The organism is Rhizobium sp. Rhizsp82 (assembly GCF_047325115.1).
Lineage (GTDB): Bacteria > Pseudomonadota > Alphaproteobacteria > Rhizobiales > Rhizobiaceae > Rhizobium.
Window position 1 is genome coordinate 667,377 of sequence record NZ_CP168571.1, and the last position, 17,029, is coordinate 684,405.

At 62.3% G+C, this 17,029-nt stretch carries 18 protein-coding genes; 12 read left to right on the forward strand and 6 right to left on the reverse strand.

Features of this window, described 5'->3' with window-relative positions:
• Nucleotides 1-133 precede the first annotated feature (133 nt).
• The 6 genes from ACEN84_RS27315 to solA all read left to right on the forward strand — a co-directional run bounded on the left by ACEN84_RS27315 (nucleotide 134) and on the right by solA (nucleotide 5,932).
• Nucleotides 134-973: a transporter substrate-binding domain-containing protein gene (locus ACEN84_RS27315; RefSeq protein ID WP_112711134.1), complete on the forward strand. Its 840-nt coding sequence runs from the start codon at nucleotides 134-136 to the stop codon at nucleotides 971-973.
• A 95-nt stretch (nucleotides 974-1,068) separates the two neighbouring features.
• On the forward strand, nucleotides 1,069-1,794 hold the full coding sequence (locus ACEN84_RS27320) for an ABC transporter permease (protein WP_413712370.1): 726 nt from the start codon (nucleotides 1,069-1,071) through the stop codon (nucleotides 1,792-1,794).
• A complete protein-coding gene (locus ACEN84_RS27325) occupies nucleotides 1,794-2,498 on the forward strand; it encodes an ABC transporter permease (protein ID WP_112711132.1) in 705 nt (234 codons plus the stop codon). Before ACEN84_RS27320 ends, ACEN84_RS27325 begins: the two co-directional genes overlap by 1 nt.
• A 13-nt stretch (nucleotides 2,499-2,511) precedes the next feature.
• Nucleotides 2,512-3,288 (forward strand): ABC transporter ATP-binding protein, encoded by a 777-nt coding sequence (locus ACEN84_RS27330; protein WP_112711131.1) that lies wholly within the window; start codon nucleotides 2,512-2,514, stop codon nucleotides 3,286-3,288.
• Nucleotides 3,285-4,772, forward strand: a complete 1,488-nt coding sequence (locus ACEN84_RS27335) for an HAL/PAL/TAL family ammonia-lyase (RefSeq protein ID WP_413712371.1) — start codon at nucleotides 3,285-3,287, stop codon at nucleotides 4,770-4,772. Before ACEN84_RS27330 ends, ACEN84_RS27335 begins: the two co-directional genes overlap by 4 nt.
• Before the next feature lie 17 nt (nucleotides 4,773-4,789).
• Nucleotides 4,790-5,932 carry an N-methyl-L-tryptophan oxidase gene (gene solA / locus ACEN84_RS27340; protein WP_413712372.1) on the forward strand — a complete coding sequence of 381 codons (1,143 nt, stop codon included), beginning with the start codon at nucleotides 4,790-4,792 and terminating at the stop codon, nucleotides 5,930-5,932.
• A 34-nt stretch (nucleotides 5,933-5,966) separates the two neighbouring features.
• On the opposite strand, the gene ACEN84_RS27345 is transcribed toward solA, so the two are convergent.
• Entirely contained in the window at nucleotides 5,967-6,527 is a 561-nt protein-coding gene (locus ACEN84_RS27345) for a DUF308 domain-containing protein (RefSeq protein WP_413712373.1), read from the reverse strand.
• A 126-nt stretch (nucleotides 6,528-6,653) separates the two neighbouring features.
• On the opposite strand from ACEN84_RS27345, the gene ACEN84_RS27350 reads away from it, so the two are divergent.
• Nucleotides 6,654-7,232 (forward strand): TetR/AcrR family transcriptional regulator, encoded by a 579-nt coding sequence (locus ACEN84_RS27350; RefSeq protein WP_413712374.1) that lies wholly within the window; start codon nucleotides 6,654-6,656, stop codon nucleotides 7,230-7,232.
• A gap of 75 nt (nucleotides 7,233-7,307) precedes the next feature.
• Here ACEN84_RS27350 and yghU read toward each other — a convergent pair whose 3' ends face one another.
• The 4 genes from yghU to ACEN84_RS27370 all read right to left on the reverse strand — a co-directional run bounded on the left by yghU (nucleotide 7,308) and on the right by ACEN84_RS27370 (nucleotide 10,543).
• Nucleotides 7,308-8,201: a glutathione-dependent disulfide-bond oxidoreductase gene (gene yghU / locus ACEN84_RS27355; protein ID WP_112711126.1), complete on the reverse strand. Its 894-nt coding sequence runs from the start codon at nucleotides 8,199-8,201 to the stop codon at nucleotides 7,308-7,310.
• Nucleotides 8,202-8,232: 31 nt separating this feature from the next.
• Nucleotides 8,233-8,922 carry an HAD-IA family hydrolase gene (locus ACEN84_RS27360; RefSeq protein WP_413712375.1) on the reverse strand — a complete coding sequence of 230 codons (690 nt, stop codon included), beginning with the start codon at nucleotides 8,920-8,922 and terminating at the stop codon, nucleotides 8,233-8,235.
• Nucleotides 8,923-8,958: 36 nt separating this feature from the next.
• Nucleotides 8,959-9,741: a pyrroline-5-carboxylate reductase gene (locus tag ACEN84_RS27365; RefSeq protein WP_413712376.1), complete on the reverse strand. Its 783-nt coding sequence runs from the start codon at nucleotides 9,739-9,741 to the stop codon at nucleotides 8,959-8,961.
• 112 nt (nucleotides 9,742-9,853) lie between these two features.
• Nucleotides 9,854-10,543, reverse strand: a complete 690-nt coding sequence (locus ACEN84_RS27370; RefSeq protein WP_112711123.1) for a FadR/GntR family transcriptional regulator — start codon at nucleotides 10,541-10,543, stop codon at nucleotides 9,854-9,856.
• Nucleotides 10,544-10,708: 165 nt separating this feature from the next.
• On the opposite strand from ACEN84_RS27370, the gene ACEN84_RS27375 reads away from it, so the two are divergent.
• The 5 genes from ACEN84_RS27375 to hydA all read left to right on the forward strand — a co-directional run bounded on the left by ACEN84_RS27375 (nucleotide 10,709) and on the right by hydA (nucleotide 15,667).
• On the forward strand, nucleotides 10,709-11,503 hold the full coding sequence (locus ACEN84_RS27375) for a transporter substrate-binding domain-containing protein (RefSeq protein WP_413712377.1): 795 nt from the start codon (nucleotides 10,709-10,711) through the stop codon (nucleotides 11,501-11,503).
• Between the two features lie 71 nt (nucleotides 11,504-11,574).
• On the forward strand, nucleotides 11,575-12,249 hold the full coding sequence (locus ACEN84_RS27380) for an amino acid ABC transporter permease (protein WP_112711121.1): 675 nt from the start codon (nucleotides 11,575-11,577) through the stop codon (nucleotides 12,247-12,249).
• Nucleotides 12,246-12,983, forward strand: coding sequence for an amino acid ABC transporter ATP-binding protein (locus ACEN84_RS27385; protein ID WP_112711120.1), 738 nt, complete (start codon nucleotides 12,246-12,248; stop codon nucleotides 12,981-12,983). Before ACEN84_RS27380 ends, ACEN84_RS27385 begins: the two co-directional genes overlap by 4 nt.
• A 29-nt stretch (nucleotides 12,984-13,012) precedes the next feature.
• Nucleotides 13,013-14,272, forward strand: a complete 1,260-nt coding sequence (locus ACEN84_RS27390; protein ID WP_413712378.1) for a cysteine desulfurase-like protein — start codon at nucleotides 13,013-13,015, stop codon at nucleotides 14,270-14,272.
• Entirely contained in the window at nucleotides 14,273-15,667 is a 1,395-nt protein-coding gene (gene hydA / locus ACEN84_RS27395) for a dihydropyrimidinase (protein ID WP_413712379.1), read from the forward strand.
• Nucleotides 15,668-15,727: 60 nt separating this feature from the next.
• Here hydA and ACEN84_RS27400 read toward each other — a convergent pair whose 3' ends face one another.
• The gene (locus ACEN84_RS27400; protein ID WP_112711117.1) at nucleotides 15,728-16,966 is read right to left on the reverse strand and encodes an aminotransferase class III-fold pyridoxal phosphate-dependent enzyme; all 1,239 of its coding nucleotides are present in this window, start codon (nucleotides 16,964-16,966) and stop codon (nucleotides 15,728-15,730) included.
• Nucleotides 16,967-17,029 lie beyond the last annotated feature (63 nt).

Genomic DNA, 17,029 nt, shown 5'->3' on the forward strand with positions numbered 1-17,029 from the left:
ACTTAATTCTTGCATAACACAAATTTTTTCATATGGTACCATATACAACTTCCGCTGCTGACGCTGACGGAGGCAAGCCGGCGCAGATCGGTGGGTGACGACAAGTCAAAGCGAGCTTCAGAGGAGTAACACAATGAAATTCCATCATACCATTCTTGCGGGTGCGGCCATCGCGGCAGCGCTCTCCGCTCCGGTCATGGCAAAGGACTGGAAGACGGCGACCATTACGCTTGAGGGCGCTTACGCCCCCTGGAACATGACCAATGCAGACGGCACGCTCGGCGGCTTCGAGCCGGAGCTTGCCAAGGTGCTCTGCGAACGCGCCAAGATCGAGTGCAAGCTCGTCGCTTCCGACTGGGACGGCATGATCCCGGCGCTGAACGCCGGCAAGTTCGACGTGATCATGGATGCGCTGTCGATCACCGACGAGCGCAAGAAGATCATTGATTTCACCGTTCCCTATGCTGCGACGCCCGCAGCCTTCGCAACGGCAAAGGACAGCCCCCTTGCCAACGCGGCCGGAACCGGCGCCGTGATCAAGATGACACCCGGCCAGACCGGCGTGAAGGAAATCGAAGCCCTCAAGGAAGCCTTCAAGGGCAAGACGATCGGCATCCAGGCGGCGACCGTCTATGCCAAGTTCGTCTATGACAATTTCGGTTCGATCGCCGAAGTCCGTGAATACAAGACCGGCGCCGACCGCGATCTCGATCTGCAGAACGGCCGTATCGACCTCGGTTTCGACGACGCCGTCTACTTCAACAACGCCTTTGCATCCGCAAACGATACGCTGGCCTTCACCGGCCCCGAGATCGCCGGCTCCATCTGGGGCGAAGGCGAAGGACTTGGCGTGCGCAAGGAAGATACCGACCTGCGCGACAAGCTCAGCGAAGCCATCAAGTCGGCGCTAGCCGACGGCACCGTCAAGAACCTCTCGATGAAGTGGTTCAAGGTCGACGTCAGCCCGCAATGATCGCCGGCGGCTGACGCCGCCGCTACGCGGCCTCCGGCGCAAGCCGGAGGTCATCATTGCTGTCTTGCTGCCGTAACGGACGGGGGATCGGACCTATGGCAACCCTGGGACTCCTGGGCTTTGGTGAAAATGGATGGGGCGCGCTGCTCCTCGTCGCGACGCTGATGACACTCGCCGTCACCGCGACGGCGCTATTGATCGGGGCCGTGCTCGGCACGATCATCGCCTCGGCGAAATTGTCCGGCAATTTCCTGCTGGTCACCATCGGCAATATCTATACGACCGTCTTCCGCGGTGTCCCCGAGCTCCTGATCATCTACCTGATCTATTTCGGCGGCTCGTCGGCGGTGACCGCGATCGGCCGGGCGCTGGGCTATGAAGGCTTTCTCGGCCTGCCGTCCTTTGCTGCCGGCGCGCTTGCTGTCGGTATTATTTCCGGCGCCTATCAGGCCGAGGTCTATCGCGGCGCATATCTGGCGATCTCCAAGGGAGAGCTCGAGGCCGCCTCGGCAATCGGCATGCACCGCATGATGCGGCTTCGCCGGATCATCATGCCGCAGGTTCTGCGCTTTGCCATTCCGGGGCTCGGCAATGTCTGGCAGCTAAGCCTGAAGGACTCGGCGCTGATTTCGGTGACCGGTCTTGCGGAGCTGATGCGCACCAGCCAGGTCGCCGCCGGCTCCACCCGCCAGTATTTCCTGTTCTTCATCGCCGGCGGCTTGCTTTACCTGCTGCTGACCAGCCTGTCCGACCGCATCTTCAACGGCGCCGAGCGGCGCGCCAACCGCAGCCTGGCGCCGGCTGCCATGGGGCAGGCGTGATGGATATCGAGTTTCTCACATCCACGATGGTCACGCTGCTGAAGGCCGTTCCGACGACCCTCATGCTGTTTTCGCTGTCGATCTTTTTCGGCGGCCTGCTGGCCCTCGTCATCGTCTCCATGCGCGTCAGCGGCAATCCGATCCTTTCCGGTTTCGCCAAGGGCTACATCTTCGTGTTCCGCGGCTCGCCGCTGCTGATCCAGATGTTCCTGGTGTTCTACGGGCTCGGCCAGTTCGGCTTCATCCGCTATTCCTTCCTCTGGCCGTTCCTGCGCGAGCCGGTCGTCTGCGCGGTGCTGTCTCTGGCGCTCTGCACTGCCGGATATTCGGCCGAGATCTTCCGCAGCGGCATCCGCGCCGTCTCGCCGAAGGAGATCGAGGCAGCGCGCGCCATCGGCATGTCCGGCTTCCTGATGGTTCGCCGCATCATTGCGCCGATCGCCTTCCGCCACGCGCTGCCGGCCTATTCGACCGAGATCGTGCTGATGATGAAATCGACGGCGCTGGCGAGCCTAGTGACGGTCTGGGAGGTGACGGGCGTTGCACAGCGCCTGATATCGCAGACCTACCGGACGATGGAGGTCTTCCTCTGCGCCGCGCTGATCTATCTCATCCTGAATTTCCTCATCCTGCAGGCCATGGCCCTGCTCGAATATTCGCTCTCCAAACACCGCCGCGCCGTGCCGCCGGCACTCAAGGCTTAAGGAGCAAATCACTATGCCCGGTGTGACCCGTCTTTCCGTTCGCAACATTCGCAAGAGCTTCGGCACGCATGAGGTTCTGCGCGGTATCTCGCTGGAGGCGCAGGATGGCGATGTGATCTCGCTGCTCGGCGCTTCGGGATCCGGCAAGTCGACCTTCCTGCGCTGCATCAATCTTCTGGAGACCGCCAGCGATGGCGAGATCTGGGTGGATGGCGAGCAGATCCGCATGGTGCACAAGAATGGCCGCGCGCGTCCGGCGAGCCAGAAGCAGGTCGATCATATCCGCTCGGAACTCGGCATGGTGTTCCAGAGCTTCAATCTCTGGTCCCACATGACTATCCTGCAGAATGTCATCGAAGGTCCCGTTCACGTTCTGAAGCGCCCCAGGGCGGAATGCATCGCCGAGGCCGAAGTGCTGCTGGAAAAGGTCGGCATCGCCGACAAGCGCCATGCCTACCCGGCGCATCTTTCGGGTGGCCAGCAGCAGCGCGCCGCCATCGCCCGGGCGCTTGCCATGAAACCGAAGGTCATGCTCTTCGACGAGCCGACCTCGGCCCTCGACCCGGAACTGGTCGGCGAAGTTCTCCGCGTCATGCGCGCGCTCGCCGAAGAGGGGATGACCATGCTCGTCGTCACCCATGAAATGAGCTTTGCTCGCAACGTTTCCAACCGTGTCGTTTTCATGCGTGAGGGGCTGGTGGAAAGCAGCGGTTCGCCGGATGAGATGTTCGGCAGCGGCGCAACGCCCGCTTTCCGCCAGTTCATCGGTCACTTCGGAACCGGTCAATGAGCATCGTCGTTGCAGACCGCCTTTCATGGCGGGACGTCGCCAGGGTCGGGGACGGGGAGACGCTGTCCGTCTCGAAGGAAGCCGCAGCGCGGCTTGCCAATGCCAGCGCCATCGTCGAAAGCATCGTTGCGGCGGGAACCCGCGCCTATGGCATCAATACCGGCGTCGGCGCGCTTTCCGATACGGTCGTCGACCGGCAATCGCAGAGCCGTTTGTCCAGAAACATCATCCTGAGCCACGCCTGCGGCGTTGGCCCGCTGCTGGCGCCACGCGAAGTCCGCGCCATCATCGCCGCGCAGATCGCCAATTTCTCGCATGGGCATTCGGGTGTCCGTCCGGAGATCGTCGCTACGCTGGCCGCGTTTCTTGAGCATGATTGCATCCCCGAAGTGCCCTCGAAGGGATCGGCGGGCTATCTCACCCACAATGCCCATACCGCGCTGGTGCTGATCGGCGAGGGCTATGCGACGATCAAGGGCGAGCGCAAAGCCGGACGCGAGGCGCTTGCCGCGATCGGGCTGCAGCCGCTGGTGCTGTGCGCCAAGGAAGGGCTGAGCCTTGTCAACGGAACGGCTTGTGCGACTGGCCTGCTCTCTGTCGCTCTCGGCCGCGCCGAGCGTCTGCTTTCCTGGGCCGATGCGGCGGCCGCTCTGACGCTCGAGGCCGTTGGCTGTCAGATGGCGGCTTTCGATGAGGCCGTCCTGGCGCTGCGGCCATCCAAGGGCATCGCCAAGGTCGGCGCTGGGCTGCGGGCTCGCCTCGCCGGTAGCGGCTTGATCGCCAAAGCCGCCGGTAAGCGCACGCAGGATGCACTCAGCCTGCGCGCCGTGCCGCATGCCCATGGCGCTGCCTGGGATGTCTTCGAGCAGACCGGCGCGGTCACCGATCGGGAACTGGCTTCGGTCACCGATAATCCCGCCGTCTCGGGGACGCCGGAAAATCCTGTCGTCTCTTCCGAGGCGCATGCGGTTGCTCCGGCTCTCGCTCTCGCGGCGGACAGCCTCGCAATCGCGCTCGCCCAGCTTTCGGCAATGAGCGAGCGCCGGACGGATCGCCTCGTCAATCCGCTGGTCAGCGGCCTGCCGGCCTTTCTCGCCAGCGACGCCGGGAGCCATTCCGGCTTCATGATCGCGCAATATACCGCGGCGGCGCTCAGCAACGAGAACCGCCGTCTGGCCGCCCCCGCCTCAACGGATGGCGGCATCACCTCGGCTCTGCAGGAGGATTTTCTTGCGCATCCGACGGCCGCCGCAAACAAGCTGCTGGCCATCATCGACAATGCCGAGCATATCCTGGCGATCGAGTTGATGGCGGCAGCCCAGGCGCATGATTTCCTGACGGAGAGCGGAGCCCGCGCCAAGGGAACCGATGCGATCCATTCGGCCATCCGTTCGGTGACTGCCCATTACGAAGATGACCGCCCGCTTGGCGCGGATATCGAGACACTGAAATCCCTGATCGCCGCGCAGATGCCGGCGCAATAATGCGAGAGACGAGAGCTATGCCCGCAGAATTCGATGTTGCCATCATTGGCCTCGGCGCAATGGGCAGTGCTGCCGCGGCCTTCGCCGCCTCGCGCGGCGCCAGGGTGATCGGCATCGAAGCGCATTATCCGGCGCATGCGCTAAGCTCTTCGCATGGCGACAGCCGCCTGATCCGGCTCGGCTATTTCGAGGACCCATCCTATGTGCCACTGCTGAAGCGCGCCTATGAGAACTGGCGGGCGCTTGAGGCGCGACTTCGGGAAGAGATCCTGACTGTGACGGGTGTTCTCCAAATCGGCCGTCCCGACAGTAAGATCGTCAGCGGCACGCTCGCCTCCTGCAAGATGCACGGCCTGACGCATGAGCTGCTCGACAAGCAAGAAATGGCGCGGCGCTATCCGGCCTTCGCGCTCGATGATGACGAGATCGGCCTCCTCGATCCGGAAGGTGGCTATATCCGCCCGGAGGCGGCGATCATGGGCTTTCTCAAGCTTGCGGCTGGTGATGGCGCCGAACTGCATTTCGGCGAACGGGTCGAGGCCATTTCGCCGGATGCGGATGGCGTCACCGTGGTCTCAGCCAATGGCCGCTACCGTGCAAAGAAGGTGATCGTCGCGACGGGAGCGTGGATTGCCGAACTCGTTCCGGAACTCGTCTCGAAGGCGCAGCCGATCCGTCAGGTTGTCGCCTGGTATCAGCCGGAAGACGGCTTCATCGCCCAGCCGGGCCGGATGACCTGCTTCCTGCGCGACGACGGCGAGAACGGCTCCTTCTTCGGCTTTCCGGCGATCGGCACCGACGGCGTGAAGATCGGCCGCCATGCGCATTTCCGCGAGCCGATCGACCCCACGCTGCCCAATCCGCCCGTCAACGGCGCCGATACCGAGCTGCTCGACACCTTCGCCCGAAAGCGCCTTCCCAAGGCCGCCTCGCATCGTATCCGCGCCACGACCTGCCGTTACACGATGCTGCCGAGCGAGGACTTCCTCATCGATTTCGCCCCCGGCAACCGCAACGTCGTGGTGTCCTCTGCCTGCTCCGGCCACGGCTTCAAAACCACCAGCGTCATCGGCGAAATCCTTTCGGACCTCGCCCTCGACGGCGGCACCAAACTGCCGACGTCGCTCTTCTCGTTCGAACGGCATTTTCCGAAGGGATGATGGTGCCGCGCTCCAGCCGGCACCATTATCAGCCTCAAGCGCTTGCCTTCTGCCGGTAGGCGGAAACGGTGAGCCAGATGGCCGAGACGAGGAAGTAGAAGGCGCCGAAGGCGGCGTAGGGGGCGATGTCGAGGATCGATGGCGGCATGGAGCCCAGCGACTTGCCGATCATGAATCCCCCCGCGAGCGCCGATTGGGCGCCGCTGAGGATCATCGCCCACTGGGCGCCGTAGGAACGCCAGCGGCGGACACCCGTATAAAGCTGCAGCAGGCCCGACAGGATCGCCCAAACGCCGAAGACGGCGAGGACCGCGTAGCTGTCCTTCATGACAGCGACGATGACGACGATGGTCATGATCGTGCTGGTCGCGACGTTCAGGCTCTGCGACCTATTTGCCGCCAGGCCGCCATTGGCGCGGGCATCGATCAGATTGGCGAGTGCATCCCAGGCCGGATAGATGACGAGCAGCAAGGCGGCGATGGACGGCTGGCCTGCCGCCAGGATCGCTGCACCCACCCAGACAACCGAGAAAGCCGCACGGGCGTAATAATAGGACCGCAGCCAGCTCGACTGCGCCGACGATTGAACTTGCATGATGAAATCCTTATGTTGATGTCTTCCTACTAATAGGTAGGCTAATTATGGATGTCAACAGATCGTTTCGGCAGGTGGGTGATGGCAGCGTTGACTGGTCGTCCTACTAGCAGGTAGATAATCGGGATGAACCAGATGACGACAGCAGACGCGATACTCGATCACGCACAGAAACTGATCGTGGCAGGCGGCTATAACGGCTTCAGCTACGGCGATATTTCAGATGCCATAGGCATCCGCAGGGCGAGCATCCACCACCATTTCCCGACCAAGGCGCATCTGGTCTCGGTGCTCGTCGAGCGCTATGTCGGCCGCGCCCGCGACGGACTGCAGTCGATCAAAACGCATGTAGACGATCCCGCAGCGCAGATCGGCGCCTATCTCGATTACTGGCAGCAATGCGTGACGGATGGTGCTCAGCCCTTCTGCGTCTGCGCCATGCTGGCGAGCGAGATGCAGATGCTGCCCGACGAAGTCGCGGCGCAGGTCCGCCGGCATTTCGCAAACCTCTCGGAATGGCTGGCTTCGGTGCTGCAGTCCGGTGTCGACAAGGGGGCGTTCCGCCTCAAGGGGTCGCCGGAAGAAGAGGCGCAAATTCTGATGGCGGCGGTTCACGGCGCCTTGCTGTCGGCTCGCGCTTTTGCCGATCCGGATATCTTCCGCGCCATCATGCGCCCGCAGATGGAGCGGCTCGAGCCGCAATAGTACCCGGTTTGATGCCGGCCGGAGAGGCTGTGGCGTCTGCCACGTTCCTCTCCGGCCGGTTATGTCTTCTATTCGTCAGGACGAGATCTTGTCGGCGGTCTTGGTCTCGAAGTCGGAGGCGTCGTGGCGCTCGCGAAGCTGCTCTGAAGGCTCTCCGAAGACGCGGTTGACCATACGGCCGCGCTTCACGGCGGGGCGGGCAGCGATCTCGGCCGTCCAGCGCTGCACGTTCTTGTAGCTTTCGACTTCGAGGAAGGTGCCGGCTTCGCCATAGGCCTTGCCCTGGGCAAGGTTGCCATACCACGGCCAGATGGCGATATCGGCGATCGAGTATTCATCGCCCGACATGTAGCGGTGGGTGCCGAGATGCCGGTCGAGCACGTCGAGCTGGCGCTTGACCTCCATCGAGAAGCGGTCGATCGCATACTGAATGTGGATCGGCGCATAGGCATAGAAATGGCCGAAGCCGCCGCCGAGATAGGGCGCCGAGGCCATCTGCCAGAAGAGCCAGTTCATTGTCTCGGTATGGGCCTTGTGTTCCTGCGGCAGGAAGGCGCCGAACTTGCGGGCGAGATAGAGCAGGATCGAGCCGCTTTCGAAGACGCGGGTCGGTTCCGCCGTCGAGCGGTCGAGAAGCGCCGGGATCTTGGAGTTCGGATTGACCTCGACAAAGCCGGAGCCGAACTGGTCGCCGTCACCGATCTTGATCAGCCAGGCGTCATACTCTGCGCCCTTGTGGCCGGCCGCCAGCAGCTCTTCGAGCATGATGGTGACCTTGACGCCGTTCGGCGTTGCCAGCGAATAGAGCTGCAGCGGATGCTTGCCGACCGGAAGCTCTTTGTCATGGGTAGGACCGGCGATCGGCCGGTTGATATTGGCAAACTGGCCGCCATTGCCCTTTTCCCACGTCCAGACCTTGGGAACCTGGTATCCGGCGGGAAAATTGTCGGCTGGATTCTTGTCGCTCATTCTCGCTATCCTCTTGATTTATCGGCACGGACTATAGCGCAGGCCGCCGCCGGGGGCAGTCATTCCTTTGGACGATCGATATCAGGCCGTCGCCGTCTATCGAAGGTTCGACGGACATATAGTCATTGATCGACGGATAATCAGGGAGGTGCAGATCGTGGCCGGCCGCCGTGATCACCATGACGGATGCGCCGGCTGCGGAACCCGCCTGAACGCCGGCTTCGACATCCTCGAAAACCAGGCATTGCGACGCGGCGACGCCGAGTTTCTCCGCGCCGAGAATATAGCCCTGCGGATTGGGCTTGCCGACCGAAACATCCTCGCTGGTCACCATATAGCGCGGGACGGTGAGGCCCGCAGCGGCGAGGCGGCGCAGAGCCAGCGCCTTGGTCGATGAGGTCACGATCGCCCAGCGCTCCGGAGGCAGCGCGGCGAGAAAATCGGCGGCACCGGGGATTGCGACGACGCCCTCAACATCCTCGATCTCGGCCTGCGTGATTTTTTCGGCTTCCGCCTCGGGATCAACACCCGGCAGGCCGAGCTGCCGGATGGTGTCGACGCCGCGCTTTCCGTGCATCGTCGGAAGAAACTTTACCGGATCGAGCCCATGCCGCTCCGCCCATGCGCCCCAGACGCGCTCGGCGGCCGCCGTCGAGCTCAGGATCGTGCCGTCCATATCGAACAGGAATGCCGCAAACTTCTTGCCGGGTTCGGGAAACATCTTGGCTCCTTGAATTGCGTAGAGGGTCCGGGGATATCAGCCGGTGATACGGCCGAGCACGCGATCGAGCGCCTGCGTCAGCGCCGCGGCTCCGCCCTTGTCCTTGAAGTCGCGCAGGACCTGCTCGTTCAGCCCGCCTGCGGTTGCGAATTCACGGCTCATCTCCTGAAAGTCGACGTGGCTTCCGGCAAGTACAGCCGTTTCAGACAAGCCCGCAAAGAGTGGCGCGAGATAGGCGCGGCCTTTTTCGGCTTGCAGTCCCTTGGTCTCCAGCCATTCCGTCGTCTGCTGCATGATACCGAAATAGGTCGCCATCAGCGCACTTGCTGCGGCAAGCAGATCATATTCCTGCTTGGTCTCGCATTCGACGGCATTTCCCATCAGGTTGAAGATCGCGGCCGTCCGCGGATCCGGCGGGTGGACGGCGGTGACGCCGCTGCGCCTGGCGACGAAGGGCAGGGGGATCGCCTGCGTCAAGCGTACATCGGCGCCGATCCAGTCCAGAAGCGCGTCGCGCCCTGTCGCGGCGATAACGCTGATGACCGTCTGGCCGTCCCGGAAGCGAAGCGGGCGCACGACTTCCTCGGCGACCTGTGGGCGGATGGCAAGCACGACAGCATCGCAGCTATCGACGATATCCTGATTGTCATCGCTGACACGGACAGCCGGAAAATCGGCGGCAAGTTTGGCGGAAATCGCCGTGCTGCGAGAGGACACTACGGCTTGCACCGCGGCGGCAGGCTCGATCAGAAGACCGCGCACCATCGCGTCGGTGATGGCGCCTGTTCCGATAAAGCCGATGTTTTGCGGGAGGGACATGCTCGTATGCCGTTGTCAGATAACAGGAAATGTCGGCCGCCGACGACCGGCAGCCGAGGTCGCGCCGGATGCTAGTGAGAAATCCCGGCGGAGACAACCGTATCCGCGCGCTTTACGGATTGAGACCGGCGCAGCGTGCAGTGTTGAGCACGTGGTTTTCCATTTCCTGGCGGGCGCGCACAGCATCGTTGTCGCGCAGGGCCGCAATGATCCGCCGGTGTTCGGCGATCGAGGCCTTCATGCGGGCGGGCTCGGTGATCGGAATCGGCTGGCGCTGCGTCTCCGTCAGTTGTTCGCGGACCACCTGGTAGAGCGCGCGCATCATGGCGTTGCTGCAGGCCGATGCGATGATGGCGTGGAATTCGAGATCGGCCTCGACATTGGCGAGCAGATCCTGCTTCGCCCAGCAATCCTCCATCTGCTTAGTCGCCGCTTCCATTGCCTGCAGTTGGTTGCCGGTCAGGCGCCCAGCGGCCAACGCCGCGATATTGCCTTCGAGCATAATGCGGGTCTGGAAGACATCGAAGACCGAGTAGCTGTCGGAGTAGCGCCAGGGCGCCATGCCGCTGTTTGCGGCGCCGCCACGCTCGGCGACGAAGGTTCCCCGGCCGGCTTCCGTCTTGATAAGGCCGAGCGTTTCAAGCGTCAGCAGCGCCTCGCGCAGCGATGCACGGCTGATGCCGAGCTTTGTGGAAAACTCGCGCTGGGAGGGGATCTTCTCGCCGGCGGCGAGCTCTCCACTCTGGATCATGTCCTGTATCAGGCGTGCCGCCGATTGCGGTACCAATGTCCTGTTGAGCATTCTTTCCATTCTCTCGGCGTGTCGGGTGAGGCCACCCGGATTGTCCCAGCATTTAAATCCATCAGTCGCTTGCAAATGACAAGAGAGCGTGCTTGATTTGGCCTGACTGGTCAGACCGGTTAGACCAATAGCAAAAATGCGCAATACAAAACAAGGGGAACCTAAATGCGTCGTTTTTCGATTTTGAAGACTGTCATGCTCTCCGGCGTCCTGGCGTTCGCCGGAGCCGCCGCCCATGCCGCCGATCTCTCGGTCGGCGCCAATATCGGTAACGTCCCGTGGGAGTTTCAGGACGAGACCGGCAAGACTGTCGGCTTCGAGGTCGATCTCGTCACCGAGGTCGCCAAGCGCCTCAACAAGTCCGTCGAGTTCGTCAACATTCCGTTCAACGGTCTGTTCTCGGCCGTTCAGTCGGGCCGCATCAACATGGCGGTCTCCTCGATCACCATCACCGAGAAGCGCCTGGAATCGGTCAGCTTCGCCCAGCCCTATTATGACAGCGACCAGTCGCTGACGGTCATGGCCGCGAGCGGCATCAAGGACCTGAAGGGCATGAGCGGCAAGGTCGTCGGCGTCGATACCGGCTCGACCGGAGACATGTGGGCGACCAACAATACCGCCAAATACAGCCTCGGCGAAATCCGTCGCTTCGAAGGACTGCAGCCGGCGATGCTCGATCTCGCCGCCGGCCGTATCGACGGCTATATCAGCGATATCCCGGCGCTCCAGTATTACGTCAAGGACAAGCCGGAGATCAAAGTCGTCGAGCGCATTCCGACCGGCGAAAAGTATTCGATCATGTTCAACAAGGGCGACCCGCTTGCCAAACAGGTCAACGACGTGATCACGACGCTGAAGGGCGAGGGCTTCATCGCCAAGCTGCATGAAACCTGGTTCGGCGCCAAGGCCGAAGACTCGACCTCGACCGTGAAGGTCGAAGACATGCCTGCCGCAAAATAAGGCCGGATGGTCAAGGATACGGATGACGGGTTCGCCCGTCATCCGCCCCGAAACGGCTGATCGGTTTTTCAATGGATATTTTCACAACCTTCTTCAATCTGGCGGTGCTGGAGCGTTCCTTTCCGCTGTTGCTCTCCGGCCTGTGGATTACGCTCGAGCTTGGTCTCGTCAGCATTGTCGGCGGCCTCATCGGCGGTCTGATCCTAGCGTTGCTGCGGCTTTACGGGCATCCGGTGATCCAGGCGCTTGCCAAGATCTATATCGATATCTTCCGCTCGATCCCGCTGCTCGTTCTGTTGATCGTCATCTACTATGCCCTGCCGTTCGTCGGTATCCGGCTTTCGCCTTTCGTCTCGGCGGTCAGCGCGCTGACGCTGGTCTCGACGGCTTACACGGCCGAGATTTTCCGCGCCGGCATCGAGGCCATTCCGCGCGGCCAGTTCGAGGCATCGGAGGCGCTCGGCCTTTCCTACCGGCACATGATGGCAGAGATCATCCTGCCGCAGGCGGTCAAGATCGTCATTCCGCCGCTCACCAACAACTGCATCAACGTCATGAAGGATACGGCGCTCGCTTCCGTGGTGGCGATGCCCGATCTTCTCAAGCAGGCAACCCAGGCCCAGGCGCTGACGGCCAATCCTTCGCCGCTGATCGGCGCCGCGGTCATCTACATCGCCTTCCTCTGGCCGATGGTCATCATCGTCGCCCGGCTCGAAAAACGCTTCAGTGCGGGGAGGCGCAGATGAAAACCATCGTCAACATCCAGAAGCTCGACAAATCCTACGGCGATTTCCAGGTGCTGCACGGCATCGACCTGTCGATTGCCGAAGGCGAGGTGGTCTGCGTCATCGGCCCATCGGGCTCGGGCAAATCCACCCTGATCCGCTGCATCAATCACCTGGAAAGCTTCTCCAGCGAAAGCCGCATCGAAGTCGACGGCATCAAGGTCGAGCGCGGCCGCAACCTTGCTCGGGTGCGGGCCGAGGTCGGCATGGTCTTCCAGTCGTTCAACCTCTTCCCGCATCTGAGCGTCCTGAAGAACATCATGATCGCGCCGATGCGCGTGCGCGGTACGCCACCCGAGGAGGCGGCGCGCAAGGCAAGGGACCTGCTTGCCCGCGTCGGCATCACCGAACAGGCCGACAAATATCCCGAACAGCTGTCCGGCGGCCAGCAGCAGCGCGTGGCGATTGCCCGGGCGCTTGCCATGGAGCCGCGCGTACTGCTCTTCGACGAGCCGACATCGGCGCTCGACCCGGAAATGGTCGGCGAAGTGCTTGATGTCATGCGCAAGCTTGCCGGTACCGGCGTCACCATGATCGTCGTCACCCACGAGATGGGCTTTGCCCGGCAGGTCGCCGACCGCGTGATCTTCATGGATGGCGGCCGCATCGTCGAGGCCGGTACGCCGGCCGAGATTTTCGACAATCCGCGCGAGGAACGCACGCGAAGCTTCCTGCGCGCCGTTCTCAATCACTGACAAGAAAAGACAAGGTTCCGGAGGACCCAATGGAAACGCAGCAGCAACTCGACATAGATTTCGTCCGGAGCCAATTCCCCGGACTGGATCACGGCTGGGTGTTTTTCGACAATGCCGGCGGCTCGCAGATCCTCAAGCGTGCCGTCGAGCGGATCAACACGTTCCTCTACGACAAGAACGTCCAGATCGGCGGCAGCTACGATGTTTCGCAGCAGGCGGCCAAGGCGTTGATGGACAGCCGCATCGCGGCGACCCATCTTGTCAATGCCGCGCGGCCGGAAGAGATCGTCTTCGGCAGCTCGACCACGGTGCTGCTTCAGAACCTTGCCCGCGCGATGCGCAGCCAGCTTTCGGCCGGCGACGAGATCATCGTGACGATTTCCGATCATGAGTCGAATATCGGCCCCTGGGACGGGCTGCGCGACATGGGCGTCGTCATCAAGTTCTGGCCGCTCGATACCACGACTTACGAGCTCGATGTCGCCGACCTGAAACCGCTTCTGAGCGACAAGACCAAGCTCGTCTGCGTTACCCATGTGTCGAACATTCTCGGCGCCATCAACCCGATCGCCGAGATCGCCGAGATCGTGCATGCCCATGGCGCCCGCATCTGCGTCGATGCCGTCGCCTATGCGCCGCACCGCGCCGTCGACGTTCAGGCCATGGATGTCGATTACTACGTGTTCAGCTTCTACAAGACCTACGGCCCGCATTACGCGATGATGTACGGTAAATACGAGCATCTGCTGGAGCTCGATCCGCTTTATCACTTCTTCTATGGGCGCGACAAAGTGCCGGGCAAGCTGGAGCCGGGCAATCCGAACTATGAGCTTGCCTATGCGGTGACCGGCATTGTCGACTATCTCTGCGAACTCGGCACGAAAGCGGGTTCGAAGGGCTCGCCGCGCGAATTGATTCTCGCCGCCTTCGAAGCGATCACCGTGCAGGAGAACGCGCTGACCGAACGTCTGCTGTCCTATCTGCGCAGCCGCAACGACTGCCGCATCATTGGCGAGACCGCCAACCGCAACGGCCGGCGCATTCCGACGATCAGCTTTGTTTTCGAAGGCCGGAATTCGGAAGATATCTGCAAGGCGATGGATGCCTACAAGATCGCCATCCGCTTCGGCGATTTTCATGCGCGCCGCCTCGGCGATCATGTCGGCCTGCCGCAATATAACGGCGCCGTGCGCGTTTCCATGGTTCACTACAACACCATCGGTGAGGTCGACCGGCTGATTGCCGCCCTCGACGAGATCCTCGCCGATCAGAAGCGGGGCGCTGCCTGAATGCATTTCGACACGATCATCAAGAACGGCACCGTCGTTACTGCCAGCGATACGTTTCAAAGCGATGTCGGCATTCGCGATGGGAAGATTGTGGCACTTGCAGCCTCTCTTGATGGCGCGGACGAAATCATCGATGCCTCAGGCTTCTATGTGATGCCGGGCGGGATCGACAGCCATGTCCATCTCGCCCAGCCATCAGGCGACGGCATCGTCATGGCCGATGACTTCGCAAGCGGAACGCTCTCGGCAGCCTTCGGCGGCAACACCACGGTTCTGACCTTCTGCATGCAGGAGAAGGGCACGACCCTGCGTGAATCGCTGAAGGCCTATCATGCGAAGGCCGAGGGCGAGTGCTATATCGACGTGTCGTTTCATCTGGTTGTGACCGACCCGACATCCTACGTGCTCGGCCAGGAGCTGCCGGCGCTCGTCGAGGATGGCTATACCTCGCTCAAGGTTTTCATGACCTATGAAAACCTCCGCCTGCGGGACGACCAGATCCTCGATACGCTCGATAGTGCCAGGCAATCCGGTGCCCTCGTAATGGTCCATTGCGAGAATGAGGATGCGATCCGCTATCTCATCGGCAAGCACGAGCAGAATGGCGAGCTGGCTCCGAAATTCCACGCACTGAGCCGGCCGGCCGCCGCGGAGCGCGAGGCGACGCATCGTGCCCTGTCGCTCGCCGAAATCGTCGGAACGCCGATCGTTATCGTCCATGTCTCGAACCGGCAGGCGATGGAGGAGATCGAGCGTGCCCGCAAGCGGGGCAGCAAGGTGGCGGGCGAGACCTGCCCGCAATATCTGCTTCTGACTGCCGATGATCTCGATGCCGCCGAACTCGAAGGCGCGAAATTCGTCTGCTCGCCGCCGCCGCGCGACAAGGAAAGCCAGGAGGCCTGCTGGGAAGGGCTGCAGAACGGCACGTTCGAGCTCTTTTCCTCCGACCACTGCCCTTTCCGCTATGACGATGACAGCGGCAAGCTGAACGAGAAAGGCAAACGTCATTTCCGCTGGATCCCGAACGGCATCCCGGGCGTCGAAACGCGGCTCCCCATCCTGTTTTCCGAAGGCGTCAGCAAGGGCCGCATCGACATCAACCGCTTCGTCGCCCTGTCATCGACGAATCATGCGAGGCAATATGGCCTCTATCCGCAGAAGGGCACGATCGCGATCGGCTCCGACGCCGATATCGCGCTCTGGGATCCGCAGAAGCAGGTGACAATAGCCAACGATATTCTGCACCATGGGGCAGACTATACGCCCTATGATGGTCTCGATGTCCGCGGCTGGCCGGTCCGGGTGCTGCTGCGCGGCAAGACGATCGTCGACGGCCCATCCTCGACCGGCACGCTCGGCCAGGGCGCCTATCTCAAGCGCAAGCGGTCTAGCTAAACGCTGCCTATTTCAGCGGAGCTTGCGGCGCCAACCGCCGCAAGCTCCGTTTCGATTCCGTCATGCCCCGCGCAGGTGGGCAATATCCTTCATCGCCTTGTCCGCGGCTTCGAGCGCCTGGTCGATGTCATCGGCCTGGTGGGCGCTGCAAAGGAACATGTTGTGCTTCGGATGCAGGTAGATGCCATAGCGGAGCGCGGCAGCGCAGAAGGCGTTGGCGATCTGCAGGTCCGGGTCGTCCTGGAAGCGCAGCATCGGCATCTGGACGGGGCCGGTCTGGTGCAGAACGAAGCCGTGCCCCTTGGCGATAGAGGCAAAGCCGTCGCGGAAACGGGCGCCCATCGCTTCGATATGAGCAAGCGCGTCGGTTTCCTTCAGGATGCCGATGGTCTTGATGCTGGCCGCCATCGAGGCGGAGCCATACCAGAAGGAACCCGTCGTGAAGATCTTCGAGGCGCCGTCCAGCATGCGGCGGCTTCCGGCGACGGCGGCGAGCGGCCAGCCGTTGGCGATCGCCTTCGAATAGGCGCCGAGATCCGGCTTGACGCCGTGCTTGGCCCAGCTGCCCCTGACATCGAGGCGGAAGCCGGCGCGGACGTCGTCGAGGATGAGGGCGGCACCCGTCTTGTCGCAGATGCTGCGCGCATGCCTGAGGAAGGCCGGATCAGGCATTTCCTGATCGCGGTTCAGGTCGTGGCGGAAGGCGGTGAGCAGGATGGCGGCGAGATCGTCTCCGGCTGCGGCGACGGCCTCGTCCAGGCTCGCGGCATCATTGTAATCGAAGAGAATGACGTGGGCGCGGTCTTCGGTGGTGACGCCGACGACCGAGGGCGAGCACCACGGCACCGCTCCGTGATAGGAGCCGCGTGCGACCAGGATCTTGCGCTTGCCGGTCGTGGCACGGGCGACCGTGACGCAGGTGGTCGTGGCGTCGGTGCCGTTCTTCTGGAAGAGCGCCCAGTCGGCGTAATCGATCGTATCGACGAAGAGCTCGGCGAGCTCGACCATCTTTTCCGTTGGGCCGTTATTGATGTCGCCATTGGCGATTTCGGCGAGCGCGGCCGCATCGACCTCAGCGTTCTTGTAGCCGAGGAGGTTCGGACCCCAGGCGCACATGAAATCGATATACTCGTTGCCTTCCGCGTCCCAGACGCGGCAGCCGTCGGATTTCGAGAAGAACTGCGGATAGCCGGGGCCGATCGCGCGGGTTGCCATATGGCCCCACATCCCGTTCGGGACGACCTTGCTTGCGCGCGCAAGCAGCTCGCTGTCGCGGCTGTTGTTCAAGCTATGCTCCATTTCATTCTCCCTGCATTGTCATGGCGCCGGGGGCGCGGATCGCTTTGATGACGTGATTGAGTT

Excerpts from the sequence above, each read along its gene's own strand:
- ACEN84_RS27315 (WP_112711134.1), top strand. The coding sequence starts at position 134 with ATGAAATTCCATCATACCATTCTTGCGGGTGCGGCCATCGCGGCAGCG.
- ACEN84_RS27320 (WP_413712370.1), top strand. The coding sequence starts at position 1,069 with ATGGCAACCCTGGGACTCCTGGGCTTTGGTGAAAATGGATGGGGCGCG.
- ACEN84_RS27325 (WP_112711132.1), top strand. The coding sequence starts at position 1,794 with ATGGATATCGAGTTTCTCACATCCACGATGGTCACGCTGCTGAAGGCC.
- ACEN84_RS27330 (WP_112711131.1), top strand. The coding sequence starts at position 2,512 with ATGCCCGGTGTGACCCGTCTTTCCGTTCGCAACATTCGCAAGAGCTTC.
- ACEN84_RS27335 (WP_413712371.1), top strand. The coding sequence starts at position 3,285 with ATGAGCATCGTCGTTGCAGACCGCCTTTCATGGCGGGACGTCGCCAGG.
- solA (WP_413712372.1), top strand. The coding sequence starts at position 4,790 with ATGCCCGCAGAATTCGATGTTGCCATCATTGGCCTCGGCGCAATGGGC.
- ACEN84_RS27345 (WP_413712373.1), bottom strand. The coding sequence starts at position 6,527 with ATGCAAGTTCAATCGTCGGCGCAGTCGAGCTGGCTGCGGTCCTATTAT.
- ACEN84_RS27350 (WP_413712374.1), top strand. The coding sequence starts at position 6,654 with ATGAACCAGATGACGACAGCAGACGCGATACTCGATCACGCACAGAAA.
- yghU (WP_112711126.1), bottom strand. The coding sequence starts at position 8,201 with ATGAGCGACAAGAATCCAGCCGACAATTTTCCCGCCGGATACCAGGTT.
- ACEN84_RS27360 (WP_413712375.1), bottom strand. The coding sequence starts at position 8,922 with ATGTTTCCCGAACCCGGCAAGAAGTTTGCGGCATTCCTGTTCGATATG.
- ACEN84_RS27365 (WP_413712376.1), bottom strand. The coding sequence starts at position 9,741 with ATGTCCCTCCCGCAAAACATCGGCTTTATCGGAACAGGCGCCATCACC.
- ACEN84_RS27370 (WP_112711123.1), bottom strand. The coding sequence starts at position 10,543 with ATGCTCAACAGGACATTGGTACCGCAATCGGCGGCACGCCTGATACAG.
- ACEN84_RS27375 (WP_413712377.1), top strand. The coding sequence starts at position 10,709 with ATGCGTCGTTTTTCGATTTTGAAGACTGTCATGCTCTCCGGCGTCCTG.
- ACEN84_RS27380 (WP_112711121.1), top strand. The coding sequence starts at position 11,575 with ATGGATATTTTCACAACCTTCTTCAATCTGGCGGTGCTGGAGCGTTCC.
- ACEN84_RS27385 (WP_112711120.1), top strand. The coding sequence starts at position 12,246 with ATGAAAACCATCGTCAACATCCAGAAGCTCGACAAATCCTACGGCGAT.
- ACEN84_RS27390 (WP_413712378.1), top strand. The coding sequence starts at position 13,013 with ATGGAAACGCAGCAGCAACTCGACATAGATTTCGTCCGGAGCCAATTC.
- hydA (WP_413712379.1), top strand. The coding sequence starts at position 14,273 with ATGCATTTCGACACGATCATCAAGAACGGCACCGTCGTTACTGCCAGC.
- ACEN84_RS27400 (WP_112711117.1), bottom strand. The coding sequence starts at position 16,966 with ATGGAGCATAGCTTGAACAACAGCCGCGACAGCGAGCTGCTTGCGCGC.